Here is a 25163-nt window from a genome sequence, read left to right on the forward strand (position 1 = left end):
GCTCGCGAGCGCGGGTCCGCAGGCTCCGTCTCGATCGAGGTGCGGATACGCGACACGCGCCAGCGCAGCTGGCCTGATCCCTGAGGGGTGTTCCACGAGCGAGTTGACGACGCGCGCGGAGGACCGTAGTTTTCGGGCCCAATGGCCCCAAGCGGTTATCTCGAGCGGATCCTGCGCGCCCGCGTCTACGACGTGGCCCAAGAAAGCCCCCTGGAGGATGCGCCCCGGCTCTCCGCGCGCCTCGGCAATCGCGTGCTGATCAAGCGCGAGGACCTGCAGCCCGTCTTCTCGTTCAAGCTGCGCGGCGCCTACAACAAGATCTCCTCGCTGAGCGCGGCCGAGAGGGCGCGCGGCGTGATCGCCGCATCGGCGGGCAACCACGCGCAGGGGGTGGCGCTGGCCGCTCAGCGGCTCGGCATCCGCGCCTGCATCGTGATGCCGACCACGACTCCCCGGATCAAGGTCGACGCCGTGCGTGCGCTCGGCGCGGAGATCGAGCTGATAGGGGATTCCTACGACGAAGCTTACGCCCACGCCAAGGCGCTCGAAGCGAGCGAGGGGCTGACCTTCGTGCACCCCTACGACGACCCGGACGTGATTGCGGGTCAGGGCACCATCGCCATGGAGATCATGCGCCAGCATCGCGGACCGCTGGACGCCATCTTCGTGCCCGTGGGCGGCGGCGGGCTGATCGCCGGTATCGGCGCGTATATCAAGCATCTGTACCCCGAGATCAAGGTCATCGGCGTGGAGCCGGACGACGCCGCGTGTCTGCGCGCGGCGCTCGACGCGGGCGAGCGTGTACGGTTGAGTCAGGTCGGGCTGTTCGCCGACGGCGTGGCGGTCCGTCAGGTGGGGGAGGAGCCGTTTCGCATCGCCCGGCGGTGCGTGGATGACGTGATCGTGGTGGACACCGACGCCATCTGCGCCGCCATCAAGGACATCTTCGACGACACGCGCTCGATCGCCGAGCCGTCGGGCGCGCTGGCGGTCGCGGGCCTCAAGGCGTACGTCGAGCGCGAAGGCCTGGGCGGAAAGACGCTTGTGGCGATCCACAGCGGTGCGAACATGAACTTCGACCGCCTGCGGCACGTGGTCGAGCGGGCAGAGCTGGGCGAACAGCGCGAGGCGCTGTTCGCGGTCACCATTCCGGAGCGACCGGGCGCGTTCCGTGAGTTCTGCCAGCTGCTCGGGCGCGCGACCATCACGGAGTTCAACTATCGTTTTGGACGCGCGGACGAGGCGCAGATCTTCGTCGGCGTGGGCCTGGCGCACGGGCGCAAGCAGCGCGACGAGGTGCTGGAGCGCCTCCACAACGCCAAGCTGCCGGTCATCGACCTCAGCATGGACGAGATGGCCAAGTTGCACGTGCGCTACATGGTCGGCGGGCGCGCCCCGACAGCCAACGAGCGGCTCCTACGCTTCGAGTTCCCGGAGCGCCCCGGGGCGCTGATGCAATTCCTCACGCACATCGGCGGTCGCTGGAACATCAGCCTGTTCCATTACCGCAACCACGGCGCCGCCTTCGGGCGAGTCCTCGCCGCGTTGCAGGTCCCGGAGCCCGAATACAACGAGTTCGACCGCTTTCTCACCGAGCTCGGTTATCCATGCATGGAAGAGACCGAGAATGCGGCCTATCATCTGTTCCTAAGATGATGAAACACTGAAATGGTACGCGTCGAGCGGCGGCTAGCTACACTCACGCGCTCCGCGCGGCTGTGCAGGAACAGATACTCGACAAGCTGTCGTTGCGCCTCGGTACCCAGGCGTTACGACGCGGCGCCGACTGCGACGAGTTCACCTCCGCGGAGCGGTTCGTTCAACCCTGCGCACCTGGCTCGATACCCTACCACCTGACCAGAAAGCGAACATTGTTCTATTTGCGATGGACATGCATCGGACTTTTCTGAACGCGGTCAGGAACTACCCTCAGTTGGAGCACGCCGTCGTCGTTCACGCTCCGTTCCACATCAAGCTCCGCTTCATGGCGGCAAACCCGGTCCGAACGTCGACCGGCACGGCGCGACTCCTGGCCCTTGGGATGCAGGCTCCCCTACGTGCTGCGGCGTGACAGCGCCGGCCCGGATCTCGACGAAGAGCCGAATATTGACAATTTTTCTCGAGTGTTCGGGATGCGCAACGGTGAGCATCCGCGCGACGCCGCAGCCTCTGTGTGCACTTCCAATCCGGCTCCCTCTCCCTTGGTCCGCATCGACGCCATGATGGATGGCTGCGGACCACTCAGCAGAGGTCCATCATGAAGAGTGATCGAGATCGGGGCAAACTCCACTTCTGGGGAGGGCGCGACAATACGACGGTCGACGTATATAGCCGGCGGATGCTCGTGCTTCGCACTGCCCGATGCTCGTATGTCAAAGGGCAGGACGGGCAGCTCAATCATTTTTAGCCCCGACAAGGTTTGCAACGTGTCCATGTCGAGGCCGTTGCTCAACGCCCGCGCTCGCACGCGCTCACCTTGTCGGCGATGAAATCGAGATTCTCGTCCACACGGGCGTCCACGCCCGTCGTCCTGCAGCTCCGGTCGCCGAGCGAGGTGACGCCGACGAGCAGGGCGCCGGCAAACGCGGGTCCGCCAGAATCGATGTTACAGGTGTTGTGCTCCGAGCCCTCGTAGGAGAACCAAGCACCCCTGATCTCGTAGACATCCATAGCCGCTCCGCGGCGGACTCCGTAAGACCTGGGGTCCGACGGATCGAACAGACCATAACCGACGAAGGCCAGGCGGGTCCGCCTGTACGTCGACTCCGGGAGGGCGCTGCGTGGGATGGCCATCGGGCCCACGCCCGGATGCTCGGACAGGCAGAGGATGCCCACGTCGTTCGCGGCGTCCTCCACGCGCAGCGGTCGGTTCGACGGGAATCTCTTGGCCGCCCACACGTCCCGCACGAGCTTTGGGCGGGTGTCGCGCGTGATCTCGCAGTCGAGCGAGAACGTGAACTGCGTCGCGTCTTCGGTGTCGAGACAGTGCGCCGCGGTGAGCACCGCATGCCGGCTGATCAACGTACCGGAGCAGTGCACCTGGCGATTCCGCAGGATGGCTCCAACAGCGGTCAACTCGCACTGTCGCTCACCACCAACGATCTTCGTGCTTGCGTGGATGCCGCGGCTCTTTTGCGAGCGCTCGATCGACGCTGCACTGGCCTCGATGAGGCCGAGCCGCCTCTCCTTGACCTCGGCGAGCGTGACGAGCGCGGACGCACTGGTGCCCAGCGGATCGCGCGCGAGGTCGATATGGCCGCGCTCCGGCGTCTGCGCGCGGAATGTCAGTGCTCGTCCAGATTCCTCGGTGTCCCGCGGGCGCCCCTCCTCCGGAGCGCCCAGCTGCGCGGGCGCCTCGGGAGTGGCTTCACGCGTCCCGCGCGCGGCGCCGCAACCGGCGAGACAGATGATGCAGAGCAACGTGGTCGCGCGATGGCGCATGGCATCCTCCATCAATTGAAGTCGAAGAAGGGCACGTAGTAACCGATGCTGAGGCCGACGCGGAGCGCGCCGCCCGGCCTGTCCCTGAGCAGCGTCTTCGAGGTCTGGGCGAAGAGGGTCGGCGCATAATGGACGTCGAGCGCGAAGACCGCCGGCGTTCGATGACCGAGGGTGAGCCCAGCTTGGAACCCGGCGACCAGCATCGTGTCCCAGCGCGGCGTGTTGATCCCCTCGCTCGTGGAGTAGGAGGCGAACTGGCCAATGTCGATAGGATAGGTCATCACGTGCCACCCGAAGCTCTCGTACCAGCCCCCGTCCACAGCGACGCCGAGAGGGAGCGCGAGCTGCGGTGTCATGTAGCTGTTGCTGCCGAGGTCGCCCTTCGCGTCGCGCACCGCCTCGATGCCTGTCGCGAGGAAAGAGGCGTTGACGCCGACGGATACGATGGTGTCCGTGTCGCGCCCGCGCCTGTCCGTCATCTGGTCGACGAGATCCTCGATGAGCCTCCTGCGCACGTCGTGCAGCTGCTTGTCGGGTGCGCCGCCGCCGCTGTAGGTGGCGGCGAACGCGCCGATCGTCGTGACGACGCGGATCATCACCTTGGTCCGATCCCCAGGGGCGCAGCGCTGGGCGCACACGTTCGAGACGAGATCCGCGCCTTTCGAGAGCGCCGTCGGGAGATCCTCTTCCACGATCGCGAGCAAGAGGCGCTGTACGTTCTCGAGGATCGCGCGCGCCAGTTCGCGCTGTTCGCTCTGCTTGCCGTGGAATTCCTTGTCCACGACGGCTTGGGCGAGCCAGCCGACAACCTCCAGGGTCAGGCGCCAGCGGTCGCGCGGGCTGACACCGGCGCTCGCGGGGCTCACCGCGTCCACGACGAGCTCGGCCAAGGCCGCCGCTCGCGTGCGCAGGCGGGCGAGCTCACTCGAGCTGAGCTTGGAGCTCTCGATCTGCTTCTTATAATCTTTGGCCAATAGCGTCTCGATCTGCACGGACAGATCGCAGTCCTCGGCGTTCTGCGCCAGGCAGCGCCGCGCCGCCTGAACCGCGATCTTGAACGTGAGCTCGTCCAGCTTTCCGAATGGCCAGGTCATCTGGATCGCTTGATCGATGACCAGCTTGGGGCTGGGGAGCGTCGCCTGGATGTGGCCGCCGTGAAAGTGTATCTCGAGCGACGCCGTGATCATCTCGACGAGCACGGCCAGCGTCGTGAGCGCCTCGGACCGGCCCCCCGCGTCGATGACGACCTTGAACGGCGCCTGCGCGGCGAAGGTGAGCAGATCCGAGACCAGCGCCGCCTGGAGCGCCTGGCTCTGTGTCGCGATGTCGTTGAGCCGGACGGTGTCGAGCAGCGCGCAGGACTTCCGCAAGAGGCGCTTCTTGGGCGGCTCGGCCGGGGAAGCGATGAACATGCCCTGCTCGTCGATGCGGCAAAGCGTGTTGTTGATGCGGTCGCGGATAATTTCAAAGCCCTTCGCTCGGGCTCGATCCACCGCGATCTCCGCCAGGATCTGCAGCAGCTCGGCGGCCATCTGCGCGGCCTGCTCATCGATACCGCCAGGTAGGGCGCTTCGCATCGTCACGGCGTTTCGCTTGCTCTCCAGGCTGTCCGTGCGCCGCCGGCATACCAGGAGCGGTCCCGACAGCCCCACGCTGTCGGGATCGCAGTTGCCCTTGCCTCCTGACGCGCCGGCGAGCGGAGGCGGCGACTGCGCGAACATGTAGACCGTCGGTCCAACCTTCTTGCCGTCGCAGGTCGCCTCCAGCGTCAACTCCACCGCTCCATCAAGCGCTTCGGCGCGGACGAGCGCGGGCTCGATCGCCTGCTCGGAAGAGGCGGTCTTCAGCGTTGCTTTCACGTTCTTGCACGCGCGCGGCACCTTGATCTGGATGTCGATGGTTCGCGAAAACGGCAACCCGGGCGCGGGCGCCAGCGCCCATGTATTCAACGTCGAGTCCTTCTTGAACTCGATGGTCTCTGCTTCGGCCGCCTGCGCCGTGGCGGCGCCGCCGGCGAGATGACCAGCGCTGGTCAGCGCGATGAACGCCGCGAGCGGGATTCGATATCTGGGTAGAGCGATCCTCGTCATGACAACCTTCTTCGGCAAATACATTTTCTCAATCCAGCACGAGGCCATTCCGTACGAACGGCGCGGGGGCCGGCCTGCGCTGCTCCGACCGCCGCCCGACGACTCGATCGCATTCCACAGCGCGCCTCGTGCATCCGGCGCGTGCATGGATGCGCTGATTCAGCCGCCCGGCGAAGGCACCCTCTCCGGCGATGGTTTCTTCGGTCCGAGCAGGACCGTAGCGACGAACGTGTACGCAGCGAGCAGCAGCCCTCCCATGATGGGTGTGAACATGGGGACGACCTGACGAATCACGCCCCCAGTCGCGAAAACCCACACGCCGAATGAGAACATGGACAGCGTGAGCTGCAATGGGCTTCTGACCTGCTCGAACCGCCACAGGTAAAGCGGGGTGCCCACCAGGAAGAGCGAGAAGAGGAGCCAGAAGACCGGCACGAGCGGCACCTGATCCGCTCCGGCCTGGAGGAGGCCGTCAATCACGAGGAACGTGCCGATGACCTCGCTCGGGATCAGCTTGATGAGCCGCTCCGTGAAGGTGTCCATCGGGGGAGGCTCGCCGCCCGCCCGCATTGCTTCCGAGCGAGCTCGCATAGTGTCGTCACGTACAATCTCACGTCCCATAAAAACCTCGTATCGCAGAGTGGCCTGTCTATGCTCGGACGGCCGGCGCTCACAGAATGGAGTACCGGCGGCGGCGCAAGACCATGTCACCGCCGGGGCCCGGCTCCAGCGTATGCGTGGCGCCCGGGGGCAGCTCTGCATCCGCGGGTGCAATCCTGGCATTCTCGTCGAGAACACGTCTGTATAGGTCCGCGTCCACGCGCGCGTCCGCCGGGAATCCGTCGACCACGAGCGCGGCGATGTCGCCGGACCGGGCGAGCGTGATGTCGGCGGCGACGGGCGTCGGGGTATCCGGGGCATCGCCGACCAACGCGGAGATGCGCGCGCCGCCGTTGCCCGCGTCCGCGATGGATTCGACGCGAAGGAGCCGTTGCCCGAACCGGCGGTCGAGCCGCAGGTCGAGCGCGGGCCGCAGCGCCTCGGCGTCGCGGATCCCGAGGAGGCGCGCGAGGACGAGCGGGCCGGCGGACCACGCGTCGAAATCGCCGTCAGGACCGAATCGGAGCGCGCGCATCCCGAGAGCGCGGCACGCGCCGACGTGCTCGGCGCTCTCGGTGACGAAGACGCACGCGTCGAGCCGAGGCGCCATGCCGAGGCGCTCCAGGGCGAGCTCGAAGACGGCGCGGTGCGGCTTGCGCACCCCGGCCTGCGTCGACAGCGTGATCCGCTGCTCGGCAGGCTGAAAATACGAGGCCAACCCGAGGTGGCTCAGCATGTCGACGTAATCGCGGAAGAGTCGCTCGATCTCGTCGGACCCGGCGCCCGGCGCCGGCATCATGAAATCGGAGACGAGCGCCATGGGGAGCCGTTGCCCAGAGCTCGTTCGAAAATCGGAGACCACCTCGAGTGCTCTTGTGGCATCCGGGAGCACGACGCCGCCGTACTCGAGGGTGCCCCCCAGGTCCAGCAACAGGACGCTTGGCGGGGGGATGGCTTGGTTCTCCATGGCGCGTGCTCGTCGACTCCAGAAGGTGGCTCGCCGCGGATCGCGAGCGTCGTTATCAGGGTTGGGGGGGTTGCGGGCGGCGCGGGATGCAGTCGATGCGGCGGCGATGCAAGGCCACCGTGCCCTGCTCATCGACGAGCTCGTGGGTCTTGAACGATGAAGGATCGAAGACCGTGAGTCCGGGATCTGCGAAGCCCTTTGGATCGAGGCGGCCGCGCCGCAGGAGGTCCTCGAAGAACGCCCGCGCCGCGTCCTCGGGCGAGGCGACCGCGACATCGCCGACCGACTTCGAAGCCCCCGCCACGCTGAAGCGCCGCTGCGCCGACGTCGACTGCACGCGGATCGTGGACACCTTGAAGCCGTAGCCCGACACGTCCAGATCGTGGGGCACAGGCGGCCCGCCCAGCCCAGCGGCCACGCCGACCGGCGCGCGAGCCGTCGCGACGGTCACGGCGCCCGGGATGGAGAGCAAGCCGTGGCGGACGAGCCCGAACTTGATCGCTTCGGCATACCCTTGGTCTCTCTTCATCGCCGCGCGGAGCAGGTGTGCGCCCACCTGGCTCAGGTAGCTGGGAACGATCGGCGAGCTCCGGACGGCTTCGACGAGCAGGGACGCCATGTCCCGGCTCACCTCCAGGAGGTCCTCCTCCTTCTGTCCCGGCCGGCTGGCGAACATCCCCGCGAGCGCGTCGAGGAACGCGGCCGTGAAGACACGCGAGAACGAGTGCGGCTCCGACGTGAGCATGGCGGCAGGCCCGAACGTCGGCAGCTCGTCCGGGGACTGATAAAAGAACGAATTGACGGCGTCGCGGAGACAACCGCGCTCGGCGCCATTGGGGTTGAGCTGTCGAATGGCCCAGCCGAGATGCTCGGCCAGGCGCGAGAGGCGTGAAGATCGATTGAGGTGACCTTCGGTCTCCGCGAGCACCGCCGTGCGCATCGAGGGGAGCTGCAAGGCGACGAGGATCGCGCTCATGTCGCCGAACGACTCGTGGAGCGCGTCAACCTCGATGGACGCGGCATGCCAGAGCGCGGGCCTCAAGAGGTCGAGCACCGCATGACCGAGCTCGTGGCAGACGATATCCGGGCTCTCGCCGGAGAACACGGGCGAACCGTGCACCGTTTGGTGAAAGAACCTGAGCGACTGCCGATCGTAATAGGCATTCAGATCGATCCCGGCATCGAGGATAACGTCGAGGATGGGACCGACGCTCGGATACCACGTCGCGCTCTGAGGAAGGATGGCTCCCCAGAAATCGGAGCCACGACGGAGCGCGGCGGCGGCGCCCCAGAAGCGAAATCCGGGCGTGCCCTCCGGGAAACGATCCCGCGCAGGCGCAGGGTTCATGACGATCTTCGTGGGCAGCGGCTGATTCTCGAGCACGGGGAAGGGGGCGTCCACGAGCACGCCGCGCGCATCGGGGGCGCCGGGATCGTCCTCCCACGTCGAGCACAACGCAGCATTCGAGGCAGGGGCGGGTTGATGAACATCGTTGAGTTCGGGCATGGCAAACCTCATGATCGAGGGCATTTCGTCTCGTCCTGCCGGCCTTCAGTCGTCGTGGCAGGCGCCTGTGGGCATCGCAACACAGCAACCCGTGTGCCAGCACGAGCGGAGTCGATCACGCAACCACGCTCGCGGGAATGCACCCCCAACCGATCTCGTGCGCCGCGAAGACCATCATCGATGGCGTAAATTCGATTCGTCGGGCGACACGCCGAGCTATTTCGACATGTCAACCGATGCCCGAGCGGTGGTTTTCGCGGATGTGCCGGCCGACAGATCGGCCGACATGCCGGCCGACGATGGGCGCCCGCGGCAGTGGAAGAAGCGCCGAGCTGCCGGCACGACACCCGCGTATCCGCTGTCTGTGAAGCCTTGATAGCCGGAATGCTCTCGCTCGCGTGCGCTCCGATGGGCCGGCGGGCGCGTGGGTCGCGGCGAACGGAGCCCAGGGCGCATGGGACGCGTGGAGGGGGCGACGGCTCCGTCCAACCAGCGCGTGCGAGAATGGCGCGCCGGGATTTCAGTGAGGCGCACTTGTTTGTGCGATGACACACGTTGCCGGGGCGCGGTAGCATGGCGCTCCGTGGCAACGCTCGAATCAGGAGACGCCCCCGTCCCCACTGCCATTGGACCGTATCGGATCCGCGGGATCCTGGGGCGCGGTGGGATGGGGGTGGTCTATCACGGCGAGCACGAGCAGACGCGCGCGACGGCCGCGGTGAAGACGGTCTTCGTGCTCGCCGAGACGTCGCTGGGCGGCATCCGGCGGGAGATCCACGCGCTGACGCGCGTCCGGCACCCAGGCATCGTGAGGATCCTGGGGCAGGGCGTTGCGGGCGGGCTGCCGTGGTACGCGATGGAGCTGCTGCAAGGCCGAACGCTTCAGGACCACATCGTCGAGCTCTGGGAAGGGGTGGAGGGCCCGCGCGCGGCGGCGGTGGATACGGACCGGACCCTTCCGCGAGGCGCGCGGCCGCGCTCGGACGAAGGGACGGCGACGTGGGCGCGAAGGCGGGCGCCGCCGCTGCTGCCGACGCTCTCCTTGCTGCGGAAGCTCTGCAGGCCGCTGTCGTTTCTTCACGGCAGCGGGCTCGTGCACCGCGACCTGAAGCCCGCGAACGTGTTCGTCCGCGCGGACGGCACGCCGGTGCTGGTGGACTTCGGCATCTCCACGCACTTCGGCGGCGCGCGCGGGCGCGAGACGCTGGAGCAGGTCGACGCCGCCGGCACCCCCCGGTACATGGCGCCCGAGCAGATCCTCGGCGAACCCGTGGACGCGCGGGCCGATCTCTACGCGCTCGGGTGCATCCTCTACGAATGCATCACCGGTGGCCCGCCCTTCCAGGCGGCGCAGCCGTTCCTCGTATTCCAACACCACCTCTATCAGCCGCCCCGGCCGCCCTCGCTCGTCGTCGACGGCATCCCCGCGCAGCTCGAGGAGGTCCTGATGCGGCTCCTGGAGAAGAGGCCGCAGGATCGGTTGGGGCACGCCGACGACCTCGCCGCGATGCTCGGCGAGCTGGGGGCCGAGGACTGGATCGCGCCGGACATGCCCAAGGCCGAGCTCTACATCTATCGGCCGACGTTTTCCGGGCGCAACGAGGCGCTGCGGCGCATCGAGGGAGCGCTCGCGAGCGCCTCCAAAGGCGACGGATCCTGCGTGTTCCTCGGCGGCGAGAGCGGAATCGGCAAGACACGCCTCGCCATGGAGGCCGCCGCGCTCGCGCGCCGGCGGGGGTTCTTGGTGATCACGAGCGAGTGCGTCGCCGAGGCCGGCGGCGACGGCGCGCTCGGCGGCGCGCCGCTCCACCCCTTCCGCCCCTCGATGGTCGCCATCGCGGACCGCTGCCGCGAGCAAGGCGACATGGAGTGCGCGTCATTGCTCGGAGACGGCGCGAAGGTGCTCGCGCTCTACGACCCTTCGATACTGGACATCCCCTGGGTGGCGGAGCTGCCGGAGCCGCCGCCGCTGCCTCCGGAGCAGGCGCGCCAGCGCGTGCTCGATATGCTGGCGCGCGCGATCTTCGCGCTCAGCGAGCGCCGGAGCCTGCTCCTCGTCGTCGACGATCTCCAGTGGGCCGACGAGCTGTCGCTCGCGTTCCTGGAGCACCTCGCCAGCAAGGGCCTGGCCGAACGAGAGCTGCTGATCCTGGGGACGTACCGGATGGAGGAGGTCTCGGCCGAGCTGGCGCCAATCGTGCGTGCGCACTGGGTGCAGCACCTCGCGCTCGGCCGCCTGAGCGATGCGAGCGTCGGAGAGATGATCTCGGGCATGCTCGCGCTGGCCGCTCCGCGCCGCGATCTCGTGGAGCTCGTCGCCGGCAGCGCCGAGGGGAACCCGTTCTTCGTGGCCGAGTACCTGCGGGCAGCGATCGGCGAGCGGCTCGTGACGCGCGATCGGACGGGGCGGTGGCGGGTGCACGAACGGGCCGAGGGGGTTCAAGGGCCCCGCGCGTCGTTGCCGCTGCCCACGGTGCTCGCGGACCTCATCGATCGCAGGCTGTCCGCGCTCGGAGGACCGGCGCGGAGGCTGACGGAGTGGGCGTCGGTGCTGGGACGGGAGTTCGACGGCGAGCTGCTCGCGGCGGCATCGGGGCTGGAGGACACGGCGCTGCTCGAGGCGCTGGAGACGCTGCGGGTGCGGCAGGTGATCGAGGAGTCGTCGCCCGGGCGGCTGCGCTTCGCGCACGACAAGATCCGGGAGATCGGGTACGAGCGCATCCCGGAGGAGCAGCGCCGCGTGCTGCACGGCGGCGCCGCGGCCGCGATCGAGGCGCGGTGGCCCGGCGCGCCGGAGCTCCACGCGCAGCTCGCGCACCACTTCGCGAGGGCCGAGGTGCACGACAGGGCGAGCGTCCACTTCGCGCACGCCGGCGATCGGGCCCGCGCGGCGCATGCCAACGGCGAGGCGATCGCGTTCTACCGGAGCGCCCTCGCGGAGGCGCAGGCGGCGCGCGCTCCGGGGGCCGCAGGCGCGGGGGTGCCGCTCGAGCCCGAAGAGCGCGTGAATGAGGGCCTCGGCGACGTGCTCGCGATCACGGGCCGCCAGGACGAGGCGCGGGCGGGGTACACCCAGGCGCTCGCGGGGATGCCAGAGGGAGACGGCCTCGCGCGCGCGCGGCTGCACCGCAAGATCGGCAAGACCTGGGAGACGCACCACCGCCACGAGGAGGCGCTGCGGTGCTACGCGCTCGCCGAGGAGGCGCTCGGGGCTGCGCCGCCGGAGAGCGGCAGCGAGGCTACGGACACGTGGTGGCACGCGTGGGTGCACGTGCAGATGGATCGGACGTGGGTCCACTACTGGCTGGCGCAGGTCGACGAGCTCGCCGCGCTGGTCGAGAAGGTGCGCCCGCACGTGGAGCGGCGCGGCACGCCTCGGCAGCGCATGCAGTTCTTCCAGGCCGTCATGCACATGGATCTGCGGCGCGATCGCTACGTCGCCTCCGACGAGACCGCGCGCTACGCGCGCGCGTCCATGGCGGCCAGCGAGGAGGCAGGCGATCCGAACGAGATCGCCGGGGCGCGCTTCGCGCTCGGCTTCACGCTGCTCTCCCACGGCGATCTCTCGGAGGCGGAGGCGGAGCTCGGCGCGGCGCTGCGCGATGCCGAGCGGATGGGCGACGTGACGCTGCAATCGCGGTGCCTCGCCTACCTGATGATGACGCACCGAAGGCGCCGCGCGATCGCCCGGACCCGCGCTCTGGCCGAGCAGACCCTGACGGTCGCGACCGACGGCAAGATGATGGATTACGTCGGCGCGGCGCGTGCCAACCTCGGCTGGGTGGCGCTCTGCGAGAGCGATCGGATGGGCGCGGCATCGCGCTTGCAAACGGCCCTCGAGACATGGCGATTGCTCGCTCTCGCGTATCCCTTCCAGTGGATGGCGCTCCTGCCGCTCATGGCCATCGAGCTCGACGCCGGCCGGATCGACGAGGCCGTCGAGCATGCCCGCGCGCTGATCGAGCCCAAGCAGCAGCGCCTCCCCGACAGCCTCGCGGTGCCGCTCGGCGAAGCCACCCTCGCCGCGCGCGACGCCCGCGCGGCCGACGCGCGCGCACACCTCGATCGCGCGATCGAGGCCGCGAAGCGCCTCGTTTACCTCTAAGAGTCTCCCGCCGAAGCATCTCGGTGGTCGACGCGTGAAGCGCACGCAAGTGCCTGTGCACGCCGATGCGTGCTTGGAGAAGAAAACCAATCATGAGCAAGAACGACGACGGCCAGAAAGGGCTCCCGAACGTGATGTCGCCCCTCGATCCCCCGGAAGACATCCGGAATAGACTCACGGGCTCGCGGAGGGCCCCGCGGGCGGTCCTGAGCCCCGACAAGAGTCTCGACACCAAGATACAGCCATCGGAAGATCCGCAAACGATCCTGATCGCCAGCGACGACGGCAATATTTACCAGCTCCTGAAGGAGGAATGGACGCAGTTCGACACGATCAAGGGGCCGCCTAAAGAGTGGCTGACGAGGACGCTCCTGCGGCAAGGCGTGGCCGTCGCGAACATGCCCTTCCGGCAATATAAGCCCTTCTTCACCTGCTATCTGCTCAATCTGAACATGATCAAGGACCCCCCCCAGCACCTGCCGCCGACGCCGAGCAAGCCGGAATGAGCGACGTCGCGGGTCGTGGTGGCGCCAAGATAGGAGCGCCCGCGTCCGGCATGCCGGACGCGGGCCGCCCCGCAACTACCTTCAAGCGCTTTCAGGGAGGGACACACCGGCTCGTGTCTCCCGCCGAGACCGTGGAGCGATTGCGGCCCTTGATGGCGGTCCTCGGCATCACCCGGGTGGCCAACGTGACCGGGCTCGATGTCCTCGGCATCCCGGTCGTGATGGTCTGCCGGCCGAACGCGCGATCGCTCGCGGTCTCGCAGGGCAAAGGCGTCGACCTCGCGGCCGCCAAGGCCTCGGGGATGATGGAAGCCGCGGAGCTGTTCCACGCCGAGCGGATCACGGCACCGCTGAAGCTCGCCGCCTACGACGAGCTCCGCTTCACCCACCGCGTGGCCGACGTGGATCTCCTCCCGCGGCTCGCCAGCAGCACGTTCCACCCGGGCGCGCCGCTGCTGTGGATCGAGGGCGTCGACTGGATGACGAGCGAGCCCCTCTGGGTGCCTTTCGAGCTGGTGCACACCAACTACACGCTCCCGCTGCCCACGGGCAGCGGCGCGTTCTTGACGACCTCGACCGGGCTCGCCTCGGGCAATCACGCGCTGGAGGCGATCAGCCATGGGATCTGCGAGGTCGTCGAGCGCGACGCGGGTACGCTGTGGAGCCTGCTCGACGACGAAGCGCGCAGGGCCACTCGGTTGGACCTCGACAGCGTGGACGACGCGAGCTGCCGAGCGCTGCTCGACCGCTGCGACCGGGCCGGCGTCGAGGTCGCGGCGTGGGAGATCACCTCGGACATCCGCATCGCCGCGTTCCACTGCATGATCGCGGAGCGCGCAGCCGGCGGGCTCGGCTCGATCTATCCGGCGGCGGGCGCGGGCTGCCACCCGGCGCGCCACGTGGCCCTCCTGCGCGCGCTCACCGAGGCCGTCCAGAGCCGCATGACCATGATCACCGGCTCCCGCGACGACATGAGCCGAACCGAGTACACCCAGCGCCTCGACGCGGATCTGCACCGCCGCGTCCTGGCGGAGATGCGCGACGGGCCGCCGGGGCGCCGCTTCGGCGACGCGCCGATCCAGGAGAACGACACCTTCGAGGACGACATCCGCTGGGAAATCCGGCAGCTCCACGCAGCCGGTGTCGAGCAGATCGCGGTCGTCGACCTCTCCAAGGCCGAGATCGGGCTGCCGGTGGTGCGTGTCGTCATCCCGGGCTTGGAGAGCGTCGAGGGGTTGCCTGGCTATGTCCCCGGCCCGCGCGCCCGCGCGCGTTCGAGGACGAGGAGCACATGAAGATCTACGTGTTCACCGGCCCGACAATCTCCGCCGAGGAGGCGCGGGTCTACCTCGACGCGACGTACCTGCCGCCCGTCGCGCAGGGCGACGTCTACCGGGCCGCGCTCGAACGGCCGGTGGCCATCGGCATCGTCGACGGCTTGTTCCAGCGCGTGCCCGCGGTCTGGCACAAGGAGGTCCTCTGGGCCATGGCGCAGGGGATCCACGTCTTCGGCAGCGCGAGCATGGGCGCCTTGCGTGCCGCGGAGCTCGCCACCTTCGGGATGGAGGGGATCGGCGCCATCTACGAAGCCTTCGCGCGCGGCGATCTCGAAGACGACGATGAGGTGGCCGTGGCGCACGGGGCCGCCGAGCACGGGTACCGCGCGGTCTCCGAGGCCATGGTGAACATCCGCAGCACGCTCCGCGCGGCGACCGCGGCGGGCGTCATCGACGACGGATTGCGCGACGGGCTCGCGCGGATCGCGAAGGACGTCTTCTACGCGGAGCGGACCTGGCCTCTCGTGCTCGCCCGGGGCCTCGACGCGGGCCTGCGGAGCGAGGCGATCGAGGCGCTGCGAGGTTTCCTGCCCCGCGGGCGGGTCAATCAGAAGCGCCTCGATGCGATCGCGATGCTGGAGCGCCTGCGCGCGCGGACCGCGCAGGGGATCGAGCCGAAGGCGGTGCGTTACCGGTTCCAGCACACCAATGCGTGGGAGCACGCCGTGCGCACGGCCGGCCGCCTCTCGGTGGGCTCGTCGCCAGCGACGCCAGTCGAGGGGGCCGTGTCGCACGAGGCGCTCGCCGAGGAGCTGCAGCTCTCGGCGGCTTACGCAGCGGCCTGGCGGGGGGCCATGGCGCGCGCGCTCGCGTTGGAGCTCGCGCGCCGGCGCAACGCATCCATCGGGGAGCACGGGCTGGAGAGCGCGGTCGAAGCCTTCTGCGTCGAACGAGGTCTCCGAGACGAGCGCGAGCGTTCGCGATGGGCGCGGGAGCACGACGTGCGGGACCTCGAGCGATTCTTCCTGGACGAGGCCCGGGTGCGGTGGGCGGAGGCGACGCTGGAGGTGGACGCGCGGGAGGTCTTGCCCGATTCCCTGCGCGCCGAGGGGCGGTACGCCGCCCTGGCCACACGCGCCTCGGACAAGCAGCGCGTGCTCGCGGTGCGCGGGGCGCTCGCCCCGAGCCTCGCGGACGTGGGCTTGTCCGAGGCCGAGCTGCTCCGCTGGTATTTCGAAGAGCGGCTCGGCCAGCCCGTCCCGAGCGATGTCGCGGCGTACGCGCGCGCCGCGGGCTTCGCCGACGTGGACGCCCTGCGACGCGCGCTGCTCCGGGAAGCTTCGTATCTACGGTGGACCGAGAGACCACCCTCGCATGCCGGCGGCGCGTGAGGCTGTCCGCCGGCCAGGCCGGACAGCCGTGCGCCCCCCGCGTTGGGCAGATCAGGTCATGGTTTGAGTGCTTCCATGAGCTGGGCGCCGATGGGGCGGCCCAGGCCGGTGCACGGATTCCAGCCCGGCCCTGCGCTGTACTCCGTCACGCCGACTTGGACGCCGTTGTGCCCCTGGGTGATGGGCGCCATGGCCGCGCGCGCCGCGGGCTGGTAGAGCAATGCGGCCAGGCCGGGGATCCCGCCCTGAATGCCCAACCCCTGATAGATACGGGCCATCAACGCGGCCAGGATCGGCGCGGCTGCGCTGGTGCCGAGGGACGTCGCGTTGACGCTGCCCAGCCAGTTCCACAGTCCGGACGCGAAAGCCGCGTTCGCGGCGATATCCGGGACCGCCCTCATCTCGCCGGGAAGGCCCGCTTGCCACGCCGGACGCTGGAAGATCTTGCTGAACCCGCCGCTGCTCGCCAGGCGATCCCCAAGAATGTGCTCGTTCCACACCACCTCGGTCGGTGTCGACTCGTCCGTCCACACAATCTGTGTACCACCGCACGCAACCACCAGATCGTGGCTCGCGGGGTAGGCGGGTTGGAGCTTGTGCTGTTCGCCGTCGACGCTGCTCGCCGTGGAGCCTCTGTCGCCGGAGGAGCAGAGTACGGTGACGCCCCGGGCGCCGATCGCATAATCGAGCGCGGCGTCGACGCCCGCGGTCCCGTTTTGGTCCAGCCCCCAGTTCGGGTGCAAATCGCCCTCCGCGTCGCCTCCTGTCAGCACGAGGATGGAGACACCGTCGTCGGCTGCTTCCAGGATGGCGTCGCGCATGCCCGAGCGGTTCGGCTTCGACCTGTAGACGCGAATCTTCGCGCCGTTTGCCAGCGCGCCGAAGAGCGCGACATCCATCATGATCTCGAGGGTCCCCCACATGGCCTCGGTGATGTTCGTTGCGTTCGGGTCGGGGGCTGGGCGCTGCCACCGTCGGGCCTGGGGTTGCTCGCAGGCCAGCGGCGCACCGGCCTGGCCGATCCCCTGGCCGACGATGTACGCCTTGATAGCTTCCGGGCCCACCGGGGTGTTCTTCGCGTTGTCCAGCTCGATGATCTTGACGTCGGGCGTCTCCAGCCCGAGGCACGTGAAATTGGGCGCGAGCCCCTCGAGGTCCAGGCCTCCCGCGAGCACGATGAATCCGACGGTGACGCCGGAGCCGTCGAGTCCCTGTCCCTCGGGAAAATCGTAGAACGCGGCCAGGTCCCGGGCCGTCAAGAACCTGGTCTCCGCTGAAGCCGCGGGGGGAGCGACGGGCGATGCCGGTGTGTCTTTGGCGTCGCGTAACAGGGCACCACCCGAGCGAAACGGTGTGAACCCGCCCGGTCGATGGTCATCCAGGCCGAGCACATCAACGACATACGGCGCGAGGTCGTCGGGTAGCTGCATCCGTACATCGGCCACACGGGCGAGCGACTTGCGGCCATTGAACTCCACCCACTTGTAGCTGATTCCAAGAGCCGCGCGCATCTGGGGGGCGGTGCCGGCCAGGGCCACTTCGGCAGGCAACTCCCGCTTGACGCTGTACGTCAGGCCGTATTTGCTCGCCAACGCGCTACACGCCTGGAGCACGGATTCGCTGGCGCCGAGCAACTCTTTGATAGTCTCCGGCTGACGTTCGCGCGGGTTGGCCGCGATAGCGTCGACGAGCGCGCGCCTCTTCGCGTCACGCTGGGGGGCGGCCAGGGACGACAGGACCAAGGTGATCTCCACCGTCTCGTCGTCGCCCACGACGCCAAGTTCTCTCCATGCGGGATCGCTCATGATGTTTCTCCTCCTCACATCGCATCAAGGTCCGCTCTTCGTGTCAGAGCGTGTGGTTTCCGGTGCGTAATGGACACCGGCGTGGCGGCGCGAGTCAAAGCAATCGCGATGCCGGGCCGGACGTCGGGAGCGACGGTGGCGGCAGGGGTCGTGCTGCACGGCGCCGGCGGGGCGCACGTTGCTGATGGACACCGCCGGGCCGCGGAGCGATAGGACCATGACAGGATTCTCGTGCTCTCGGACTCGACCACCCTCGAACCCGCCGATCCCTCCCGGAGGGGCCTCGGTCCTGCGCTCGTTCCTGCGCTGACGATCCTGGGACATCCGAACCTCGAGCGCGTCGGCGAGCGGGCGTTGCTGCTCGAGCTGGCCGAGGCGCGCGAGGCGCACCTCTCGCGGGTGGAGCCAGTGTTCGCGATGCCTGGCCGGACGCGCAGCGCGCCGCTCGAGGACAAGCACGTGAGCCGGAGGCCTCTTCGGCTGCGCGACGCGGGGGGCGGTGGGCTCCGCCTTTGCATAGGGGAGAGCACGACGCACGTGGTCGTGGACGGCGAGGTGCTCGAGGGCGAGCGGGAGCTTTCGCTGGCGGAGGTCGCGCGGGGTGTGGTGCTGGAGCTGTCGGAGCGCGTGGTGCTGGCGCTCCACATGGCGATGCTGGCGCCGCCGGCGGGCGAGGACGACCTCGGCCTGGTGGGGCAATGCGCGGCGCTGGAGCGCGTGCGGCGGGAGATCCGCGCGATTGCCGGGGACGACGTCCCGGTGCTGATCCTGGGGGAGACGGGGACGGGCAAGGAGCTGGTCGCGCAGGCGATTCACAGGTTGAGCGCGCGGCAGAAGGAGCCGTTCGTGGCGGTGAACATGGCCAGCCTGCAGCCGTCGCTGGCGAGCGCGGAGCTGTTCGGGGTCAAGAAGGGCGCGTTCACGGGCGCGGTGGAAGACCGGCCCGGATACTTCGGCGAGGCGCGGGGCGGCACGCTTTTCCTCGACGAGATCGGCGACGCACCGCCGGATGTGCAGGTGTTGCTCCTGCGCGCGCTGGAAACGGGCGAGATCCAGGCGGTCGGGAGCCGGAAGGTGGACCGGGCGCGCGTGCGCGTGCTCAGCGCGACGGACGCGCACCTGCAGGCGCGCATCGCCTCGGGCGCGTTTCGCGAGCCGCTGTTGCATCGACTGGCGGGCTTCGAGATCTCGCTCCCGCCGTTGCGCGCGCGGCGCGAGGACGTCGGCTGCCTGTTGATGCACTTCCTGCGCGACGAGCTGAAGCGGGTCGGCCAACCCGACGCCTGGCGCGCTTCCGGGCCGAACGGCCGTGGCTTCGTGCCGGCCTCGCTCATCGCGCAGCTCGCCCGATACGACTGGCCCGGCAACGTCCGGCAGCTACGCAACGTCGTGCGCCAGCTCGTCGTGAGCAGCCGCGGGGCGATCGAGCTGCGCGCCGGCCCGCACCTGGACGACTTGCTCGGGCGCGGCGCCGGGGCACAGCGGGCCGGAGCGACCCCGCGCCCGGCGACGCCGGCACAGCCCGACCGGGTACGGCGCAGCCCTAAGGATGTGACCGAGGACGAGCTCGTGGCCACGCTGCGCGCATGCCGCTGGGACCTCAAGGCCGCCGCCTACCGGCTGCGCGTCGCCAGGAGCTCGCTCTACGAGCTCCTCAACCGCTGCACCCGCGTGCGCCGAGCGGTCGACCTCACGCACACCGAGATCGCGCACGCCTACCGAGACTGCGGCGGGGACATCGACGCCATGGTGGAGCGCCTCGAGGTCTCGCGGAAATCCCTCGCGCGGCGCATCCGGGAGCTCAAGATCCCGGCGCGCGTCGTGCGTTCGTAGAAGAAGCCGGATTGCTGGCTCTTCGGTGAAAGTGGGGCCGAATGATCTGGCGGATGTGGGCTAAGCCCACCGTGCACGCACGAGGATTTTGTGTTCTCGGTGAGAGACTGATCCCGAGAACGAGAACGCGCATTACAGTGCAGCGGCGTAAAGCGCGCTGACACATCGACTCCGCATCATTGCGGTGGTCTCTTCGTGTTCACGAAGAATCGAAGCGAGGTGGTGCTGCAATTTGCCATTCCGGATCCAACGATTTCGATCGGTTGCGGACCCAAATGCCGCACCACTCGTCGACCACTTCGGCGGCACAGTGAACTGGTTCGGCGCCGCGGAGGACCTGCGCGCGTGCCTGAAGGAGGCGGGCGTTCACCGGCCGCAGCTGTTCGAGGCGAGCGGCACACGCATCCCGCTCCGCGCACACGACCTGCGGGCGACCTTCGTAACCGTGAACCTCGCTGCAGGGAAGACCGAGGCGTGGATCACCGACCGGACGGGGCACAAGTCGTCGCAGATGATCTACCGCTACAAGCGACAGGACCGGACCCACGCCGAGCTCAACCTCGGCCCCCGAAGCCGCTGCACGACGCGATCCTCGATCTCGCCGGAGTGACGTCGACATGACGCACAGCACGGAGTGACGTCGACCTGACGCGCCGCTCAGAACACCAAAAGCCCGACAACCCCCTGGATCGTCGGGCTTTCGAGCATCTATCCCGGCTGTCGCAGCCGGCCGCTCGGGCTGGCTGCGTTCTTCAATCATTTCGGGTGGGCCATGAAGGACTTGAACCTTCAGCCAATGGATTAAGAGTCCACTGCTCTACCAATTGAGCTAATGGCCCGAATGAATTGTCAAACCGACCGATTCTGGAACAGCTCCCGGGATCTCGCCGGATCGCCTGGTCCGTTGAGCCCGGTACGCCCGGCCTGATTCGAACAGGCGACTTTCGGATTCGAAGTCCGACGCTCTATCCAGCTGAGCTACGGGCGCTCCTGCGCGCCCCTCGGCGAGGCTCGCGGAACGCTTCTAACCGCACCGGAGCCGTTGTGTCAAGGCGATGAAGCGACGTGACGCGCAATTCTCAGGCCGCCGTCCCCGATGAGCCTGGACGGACGCTTCCTGAGCTCGCCCGCGCGGCGCGGCGCACCTCCCCTGCCGCAACCGGCCGAGCGCCCCTCGCGGCCACGCCTTCCGCCTCGCCTCACCTCGCCAGCGGCGGCTGCGCGGCTGCGAAAGAATTTCTCTGCCCGCCGCGCCGCGGGTAGGGTCCGCCCCCGTCATGCCGTTGCTTCGCCCGCTCTCTCGCCGCTGCTTCGCGTCCCGGGGCCCTGTCGCCGCGCTCCTGCTCGCGCTCGCGCTCTCGGTCGCGACGCCGGCCCTGGGCGCCCCGTCGAGCACGCAGGTCGCCTCGGCGGAGCAGCAGCCGGACAGGCGCCCGCAGGGCAAGCGCTCCGCCGCGCGGCGGAGCTCGGCCAGCGACGAGGGCGGAGCGCGGGCGGCACGGAGCGCCGGGGCGAAGGGGAAGACCGCGGACCGCGCCAGCAAGAAGCGCGCGGCGAAGCGGGACGAGACCTCCCGCGCGGCGCGCGGCGGCACCGCCGCCGAGGCCGACGAGCGCAGGCTGCTGTCGAAGGGGGCGCCCAACCGGGGACGGTTGATCGGCGCGGTGCGGCTCCGGTCGTCGAGGCACCTCAAGACGCGCGAGGGCGCCAGGACATGGGGGCTGCCCGTGCTCGTGAAGGCCCTGCGGCGCGCCGCCTTCCAGGTGGCCAAGAAGCACGGCGACTCCGCGCTGCTCGTCGGAGATCTCTCGGCCAGGACGGGCGGCCCGCTCGACGGGCACAACTCCCACCAGACGGGGCGAGACGTCGACGTCGGGTTCTACGTCGTGAACTCGAAGGGCAGGACGCTGCGCACCGACCGGTTCGTGGCGTTCGACGACAAGGGCAACGCCATCGGCCTCCCCGGGGCGCGGTTCGACGACAAGCGCAACTGGGCGCTCGTCGAGGCGCTGCTCCAGGACCGGCACGCAGGGGTCAAGTACCTGTTCGTGACCGACGCGCTGAAGGCGCGGCTGCTCGCCTACGCCACGAAGAAGCGCGTCCCGGCGGAGCTCCGGACCCGGGCCGCCGCCGCGATGATGAGCCCCAGGGACGCCGATCTGCACAACGACCACTTCCACATCCGCGTGATGTGCCCCCCGTCGATGCGCGCCGCCTGCGTCGAGGAGTCGCTCGCCCGCCCCGCGTGCGCCGCCGACGAGGCGAAGAAGCCGCTCGACGCCAGCGCGCCCGCGCCGTCAGCGGGCGCCGCCGACGCGCCCGCCGCGTCCGCGCCGTCAGCGGGCGCCGCCGCCGCGGACGACGCCCCCCGCTGACGCCCGGCCGCGCTCAGGCCGCCGGCACGGCCCCGGGCGGCGCCGCGCCGTCCGCGAGCTCCACCACGACCGGCGCGTGATCGGAAGGGCGCTGGAGCTCCCGCGGGCGCGTGTCGATCGACACATCGGTGCATCGCGCGGCGAGCGGCCGCGTCAGCAGCGCGAGGTCGATCCGAAGGCCCTTGTTGCGCCGGAACGCGCCCATCCGGTAATCCCACCAGCTGTACGCCGCCTTGGCGGGGTGACAGGCGCGGAACGCGTCCACGAGCCCCCACTCCATCAGGCGGCCCAGCGCCGCCCGCTCGTCCGGGTGGAAGAGCACCTGCCCTTCCCACTTCTTCGGCTCGGCGACGTCGATGGCCTCGGGCGCCACGTTGAAGTCGCCGCAGATCAGGATCTCCTGATCGGGCCGGTAGCTCGCCTCGAGCTCGCGCCGGAGCCGCTCCAGCCACGCGAGCTTGTAGGCGAACGCCGGCGTGCCCACCGCCTGCCCGTTGGGCACGTAGACGTTGATGATCCGGATCCCCTCGACCGTGGCCGACAGCATCCGCCGGGCGACGTCTTCCTCGTCGCCGTCGAGGCCCTTCTTCACGTCGTCCACCGACAGGCCGAAGCGCGCGGCGATCGCGACGCCGTTGTAGGACTTCTGGCCGAAGATGACCGACCGGTAGCCCACCTCGGAGAGCGCGGCCTCGGGGAAGCTGCCGTCCTCGACCTTCGTCTCCTGCATGCAGACGACATCGGGCGCGGCACGGACCAGCCAGCTCGTGAGCTGCTCGAGCCGCGTGCGGATGGAGTTCACATTCCAGGACGCGATGCGCATGGGGGTCCCCTCACCGATAATGGATGGACAGCAGGACGGAAAGCCTGGATCCGGGCGCGCACGCTCCGCTCACCGGGGACAGGGGAGCGCAGGTCACAGGGCCGCCCGGATCACGTCGAAGAGGCCGTCCGGATCGTCGACGTGGAGCCAGTGACCGGCGCGCGGGAGGACGTGGACCGACAGCCAGGGCGCGCGCGCCGCGAGCGCCTCGAAGCGGGCGCGCGACGCCGGCGAGACCGACGCCGACCTACCGCCGAGGACGACATGGACGCGCCGCGCCTCGACCCCCGGGCCGGCCGGCGCCGGCGGGTCCTCCAGGACGTGCCACAGATCGCGGGCGAAGTAGTCGGTGAGCAGCTCGTTCAGGACGTCGAGGTCGAGCCGGATGCGAAAGCCGTCGCCCTCGCGGCGGACGTTCATCGCCAGCCACTCTCCGATGCCGCGGCTCAATCCGGCGGCCTGCACCGCCTCCAGGAACGCCTCGCGCGACGCGATCGGCTGCGGGATCGCGCGGAGCAGCTCGAGCACGCCGGGGCTCTCCGAGCCGCTCTCGCCGGCGGGCCTGGCGCTCGGATCGACGTCGAGGAGGAAGCCGCGCTCGAGGCCCTCGGGCCGGCGCTCGAGGTAGGCGAGGGCCACCTTGCCGCCGAACGAGTGGCCCATGACGCCGCGGATATCGAGGCCGAGGCGGTCGCCCAGCCGGAGCAGATCGTCGGCCGCCGCCGCGATGGTGTGCGGAGCAGGCGGGCTCTGCGACATGCCGTGGGCCCGCAGGTCGACAAGGATGAAGCCCCACGGCCGGGCCGCGGCGCCGGGCGCGCCGCCGGCGGTCTGGGCGTCGGCGAGGCGCCGGACGAAGGTGCGCCAGTTGGCGCCGGAGCCGAAGATGCCGTGCAGCACGAGCATCCAGCGGGCAGGCGCCGCGGATGGCGCGGTGACGAGGGCGTGGTGGGGCACGAAGGCGGCGTGGGCGTTCATGGCTCTCCGGGCGGCGCGGGCGCGCGGCCTGCGCCTAGCGCTAGCATGGCCCCATGGTCAAGAAGCCCTCCATCGCGCCGGCGAGCGCGGACGCCGCGGAGGACCAGGTCGTCCAGCCGCCGAGGCCCGAGCGCTTTCACGGATCGGCGCTCGCCGGGGCCGACTTCGACGACGTCGACCTGCGCGGCGCACGCCTCCACAACGTCGCCCTCACGAAGGCCGAGCTCGATGACGTCGACCTGCGCGGCGCACGCCTCCACAACGTCGCCCTCACGAAGGCCGAGCTCGACGATGTCGACCTGCGCGGCGCACGCCTCCACAACGCCGCGCTCGCGGAGGCCGAGCTCGACGACGTCGACCTGCGCGGCGCACGCCTCCACAACGTCGCCCTCGCGAAGGCCGAGCTCGATGACGTCGACCTGCGCGGCGCACGCATCGACAACACCGACGCCGCGGAGACCCGGTGGTCCGGCGCGAGCCTGCGCGGCGCTCGGATCGAGGCGTCGGACCTCCGCGAGGTCACGATCGTCGGCTGCAAGATCGATGGGCTCACCATCGACGGCGTGCGGATCGATCGCCTGTTCGAGGACGCGAAGCGCCGAGCGAGCGCGAGCTTGGCGCCGAAGGCAACCGCGAAGGGAACGCTTCCGGGAAGGAAGAAGTCGAAGCGCCCCGCTCCCACGAAGTGAGAGGGGGCGCGCGCCCGCGCCGTGACCGCGGCCGGGCTACGCCTCGATGAGCCCGGTGCGGACCGCGATGCGGGTCAGCTCGACCGCGCTCTTACACCCGAGCTTCGCGTAGATGCGCACGCGGTGGGTCTCCACCGTCTTCGGGCTGATCGTGAGCCGCGCGGCCGTCTCGCGCGTCGACACGCCGGCCGCGAGCAGCCGGAGCACCTGGCGCTCGCGCGGCGTCAGCGCGTCGAGGCCGCCGGAGCCCTCGCTCGCCGGCTTGCGCATCGCCCGCACGACCGCGCCCGCGATGCTCGAGGACAGCGGCGCGCCGCCGGTCGCGATCCGGCGGATGCCCTCGATGACCTCCTCGAGCTTCGAGGTCTTCACGAGGTATCCCTGCGCCCCGGCGCGCAGCGCCTCGGCGACGCGGAACTCGTCGTCGTAGCCGCTCAGCACGAGCAGCTTCGCCTGCGGAAGCTGCGCTCTCAGCGCCCCGAGCAGCTCGATGCCGTCCCGGTCGGGGATGTTGAGATCGACAAGCACCACGTCCGGCTTGCAGCTCGCCGTTTCGCGCAAGGCGTCGGCTGCTGTCCCGGCCTGGCCCACGACGACCATGTCGGGCTCGTCCGAGAGCGCTCGAGCGAAGCCCTCGCGGACGACCGGGTGATCGTCGATCAGATAAATGTGCAGCTTGCTAGCAGGGGTTTCCGCCATGATGACCACAGGGGGATTGGAGTGTCCTTCGGGCCACAATTCGATACCCGCAAGCAGTCCAAGTCAAGCTGCTCGGG

The 25163-nt window shown here is 69.5% G+C and carries 20 protein-coding genes and 2 tRNA genes; 11 read left to right on the forward strand and 11 right to left on the reverse strand.

The genetic code is table 11. The features are described from left to right. Window positions 1-141 precede the first annotated feature (141 nt). Together ilvA and WMF36_RS42405 are read left to right on the forward strand one after the other, a co-directional pair. Complete coding sequence (ilvA, locus tag WMF36_RS42400; protein ID WP_437576545.1) at window positions 142-1656, forward strand: threonine ammonia-lyase, biosynthetic; 1515 nt, start codon at window positions 142-144, stop codon at window positions 1654-1656. A gap of 169 nt (window positions 1657-1825) precedes the next feature. Beyond that, on the forward strand, window positions 1826-2071 hold the full coding sequence (locus tag WMF36_RS42405) for a transposase (RefSeq protein ID WP_437582028.1): 246 nt from the start codon (window positions 1826-1828) through the stop codon (window positions 2069-2071). A gap of 377 nt (window positions 2072-2448) precedes the next feature. On the opposite strand, the gene WMF36_RS42410 is transcribed toward WMF36_RS42405, so the two are convergent. The 5 genes from WMF36_RS42410 to WMF36_RS42430 form a co-directional block, all read right to left on the reverse strand. Beyond that, window positions 2449-3441 carry a S1 family peptidase gene (locus WMF36_RS42410; RefSeq protein WP_437576546.1) on the reverse strand — a complete coding sequence of 331 codons (993 nt, stop codon included), beginning with the start codon at window positions 3439-3441 and terminating at the stop codon, window positions 2449-2451. Window positions 3442-3452: 11 nt separating this feature from the next. Further along, window positions 3453-5531 carry a hypothetical protein gene (locus WMF36_RS42415; protein ID WP_437576547.1) on the reverse strand — a complete coding sequence of 693 codons (2079 nt, stop codon included), beginning with the start codon at window positions 5529-5531 and terminating at the stop codon, window positions 3453-3455. Window positions 5532-5690: 159 nt separating this feature from the next. Then, window positions 5691-6152 (reverse strand): hypothetical protein, encoded by a 462-nt coding sequence (locus WMF36_RS42420; RefSeq protein WP_437576548.1) that lies wholly within the window; start codon window positions 6150-6152, stop codon window positions 5691-5693. A gap of 49 nt (window positions 6153-6201) precedes the next feature. Further along, window positions 6202-7098, reverse strand: coding sequence for an HAD family hydrolase (locus tag WMF36_RS42425; protein WP_437576549.1), 897 nt, complete (start codon window positions 7096-7098; stop codon window positions 6202-6204). Between the two features lie 55 nt (window positions 7099-7153). Further along, on the reverse strand, window positions 7154-8605 hold the full coding sequence (locus WMF36_RS42430) for a hypothetical protein (RefSeq protein ID WP_437576550.1): 1452 nt from the start codon (window positions 8603-8605) through the stop codon (window positions 7154-7156). Here WMF36_RS42430 and WMF36_RS42435 point away from each other — a divergent pair. The 5 genes from WMF36_RS42435 (at window position 8604) to WMF36_RS42455 (ending at window position 15884) form a co-directional block, all read left to right on the forward strand. Beyond that, window positions 8604-8981 (forward strand): hypothetical protein, encoded by a 378-nt coding sequence (locus WMF36_RS42435; protein WP_437576551.1) that lies wholly within the window; start codon window positions 8604-8606, stop codon window positions 8979-8981. The genes WMF36_RS42430 and WMF36_RS42435 overlap by 2 nt on opposite strands. Window positions 8982-9059: 78 nt before the next feature. After that, window positions 9060-12710 carry a serine/threonine-protein kinase gene (locus WMF36_RS42440; protein WP_437576552.1) on the forward strand — a complete coding sequence of 1217 codons (3651 nt, stop codon included), beginning with the start codon at window positions 9060-9062 and terminating at the stop codon, window positions 12708-12710. 92 nt (window positions 12711-12802) lie between these two features. Continuing rightward, the gene (locus WMF36_RS42445; protein WP_437576553.1) at window positions 12803-13216 is read left to right on the forward strand and encodes a hypothetical protein; all 414 of its coding nucleotides are present in this window, start codon (window positions 12803-12805) and stop codon (window positions 13214-13216) included. After that, window positions 13213-14511, forward strand: coding sequence for a YcaO-like family protein (locus WMF36_RS42450; protein ID WP_437576554.1), 1299 nt, complete (start codon window positions 13213-13215; stop codon window positions 14509-14511). Before WMF36_RS42445 ends, WMF36_RS42450 begins: the two co-directional genes overlap by 4 nt. After that, complete coding sequence (locus WMF36_RS42455) at window positions 14508-15884, forward strand: TfuA-like protein (RefSeq protein WP_437576555.1); 1377 nt, start codon at window positions 14508-14510, stop codon at window positions 15882-15884. Before WMF36_RS42450 ends, WMF36_RS42455 begins: the two co-directional genes overlap by 4 nt. Before the next feature lie 56 nt (window positions 15885-15940). On the opposite strand, the gene WMF36_RS42460 is transcribed toward WMF36_RS42455, so the two are convergent. After that, complete coding sequence (locus tag WMF36_RS42460) at window positions 15941-17689, reverse strand: S53 family peptidase (RefSeq protein ID WP_437576556.1); 1749 nt, start codon at window positions 17687-17689, stop codon at window positions 15941-15943. 231 nt (window positions 17690-17920) lie between these two features. Here WMF36_RS42460 and WMF36_RS42465 point away from each other — a divergent pair, with 231 nt between their 5' ends. Both WMF36_RS42465 and WMF36_RS42470 read left to right on the forward strand, forming a co-directional pair. Then, window positions 17921-19522 (forward strand): sigma 54-interacting transcriptional regulator, encoded by a 1602-nt coding sequence (locus WMF36_RS42465; RefSeq protein ID WP_437576557.1) that lies wholly within the window; start codon window positions 17921-17923, stop codon window positions 19520-19522. 310 nt (window positions 19523-19832) lie between these two features. After that, window positions 19833-20132, forward strand: a complete 300-nt coding sequence (locus WMF36_RS42470) for a hypothetical protein (RefSeq protein ID WP_437576558.1) — start codon at window positions 19833-19835, stop codon at window positions 20130-20132. Window positions 20133-20288: 156 nt separating this feature from the next. Here the strand turns inward: WMF36_RS42470 and WMF36_RS42475 are convergent. Together WMF36_RS42475 and WMF36_RS42480 are read right to left on the reverse strand one after the other, a co-directional pair. Further along, window positions 20289-20361: transfer RNA gene (locus WMF36_RS42475), tRNA-Lys, on the reverse strand. Between the two features lie 75 nt (window positions 20362-20436). After that, a tRNA-Arg gene (locus tag WMF36_RS42480) sits at window positions 20437-20510 on the reverse strand. Window positions 20511-20799: 289 nt separating this feature from the next. On the opposite strand from WMF36_RS42480, the gene WMF36_RS42485 reads away from it, so the two are divergent. Then, window positions 20800-21897 carry a penicillin-insensitive murein endopeptidase gene (locus tag WMF36_RS42485; protein ID WP_437576559.1) on the forward strand — a complete coding sequence of 366 codons (1098 nt, stop codon included), beginning with the start codon at window positions 20800-20802 and terminating at the stop codon, window positions 21895-21897. 13 nt (window positions 21898-21910) lie between these two features. Here the strand turns inward: WMF36_RS42485 and xth are convergent, their stop codons facing one another. Together xth and WMF36_RS42495 are read right to left on the reverse strand one after the other, a co-directional pair. Further along, window positions 21911-22720: an exodeoxyribonuclease III gene (gene xth / locus WMF36_RS42490; RefSeq protein WP_437576560.1), complete on the reverse strand. Its 810-nt coding sequence runs from the start codon at window positions 22718-22720 to the stop codon at window positions 21911-21913. Window positions 22721-22813: 93 nt separating this feature from the next. Further along, window positions 22814-23698: an alpha/beta fold hydrolase gene (locus WMF36_RS42495; RefSeq protein WP_437576561.1), complete on the reverse strand. Its 885-nt coding sequence runs from the start codon at window positions 23696-23698 to the stop codon at window positions 22814-22816. A 53-nt stretch (window positions 23699-23751) separates the two neighbouring features. Between WMF36_RS42495 and WMF36_RS42500 the strand changes: the two genes are divergently transcribed. Continuing rightward, a complete protein-coding gene (locus tag WMF36_RS42500) occupies window positions 23752-24387 on the forward strand; it encodes a pentapeptide repeat-containing protein (RefSeq protein ID WP_437576562.1) in 636 nt (211 codons plus the stop codon). Window positions 24388-24423: 36 nt separating this feature from the next. Here WMF36_RS42500 and WMF36_RS42505 read toward each other — a convergent pair whose 3' ends face one another. Beyond that, window positions 24424-25086: a response regulator gene (locus WMF36_RS42505; RefSeq protein ID WP_044970202.1), complete on the reverse strand. Its 663-nt coding sequence runs from the start codon at window positions 25084-25086 to the stop codon at window positions 24424-24426. Window positions 25087-25163: the final 77 nt, after the last annotated feature.

The sequence above is a fragment of the Sorangium sp. So ce887 genome (assembly GCF_051521455.1).
Taxonomy (GTDB): domain Bacteria; phylum Myxococcota_A; class Polyangia; order Polyangiales; family Polyangiaceae; genus Sorangium.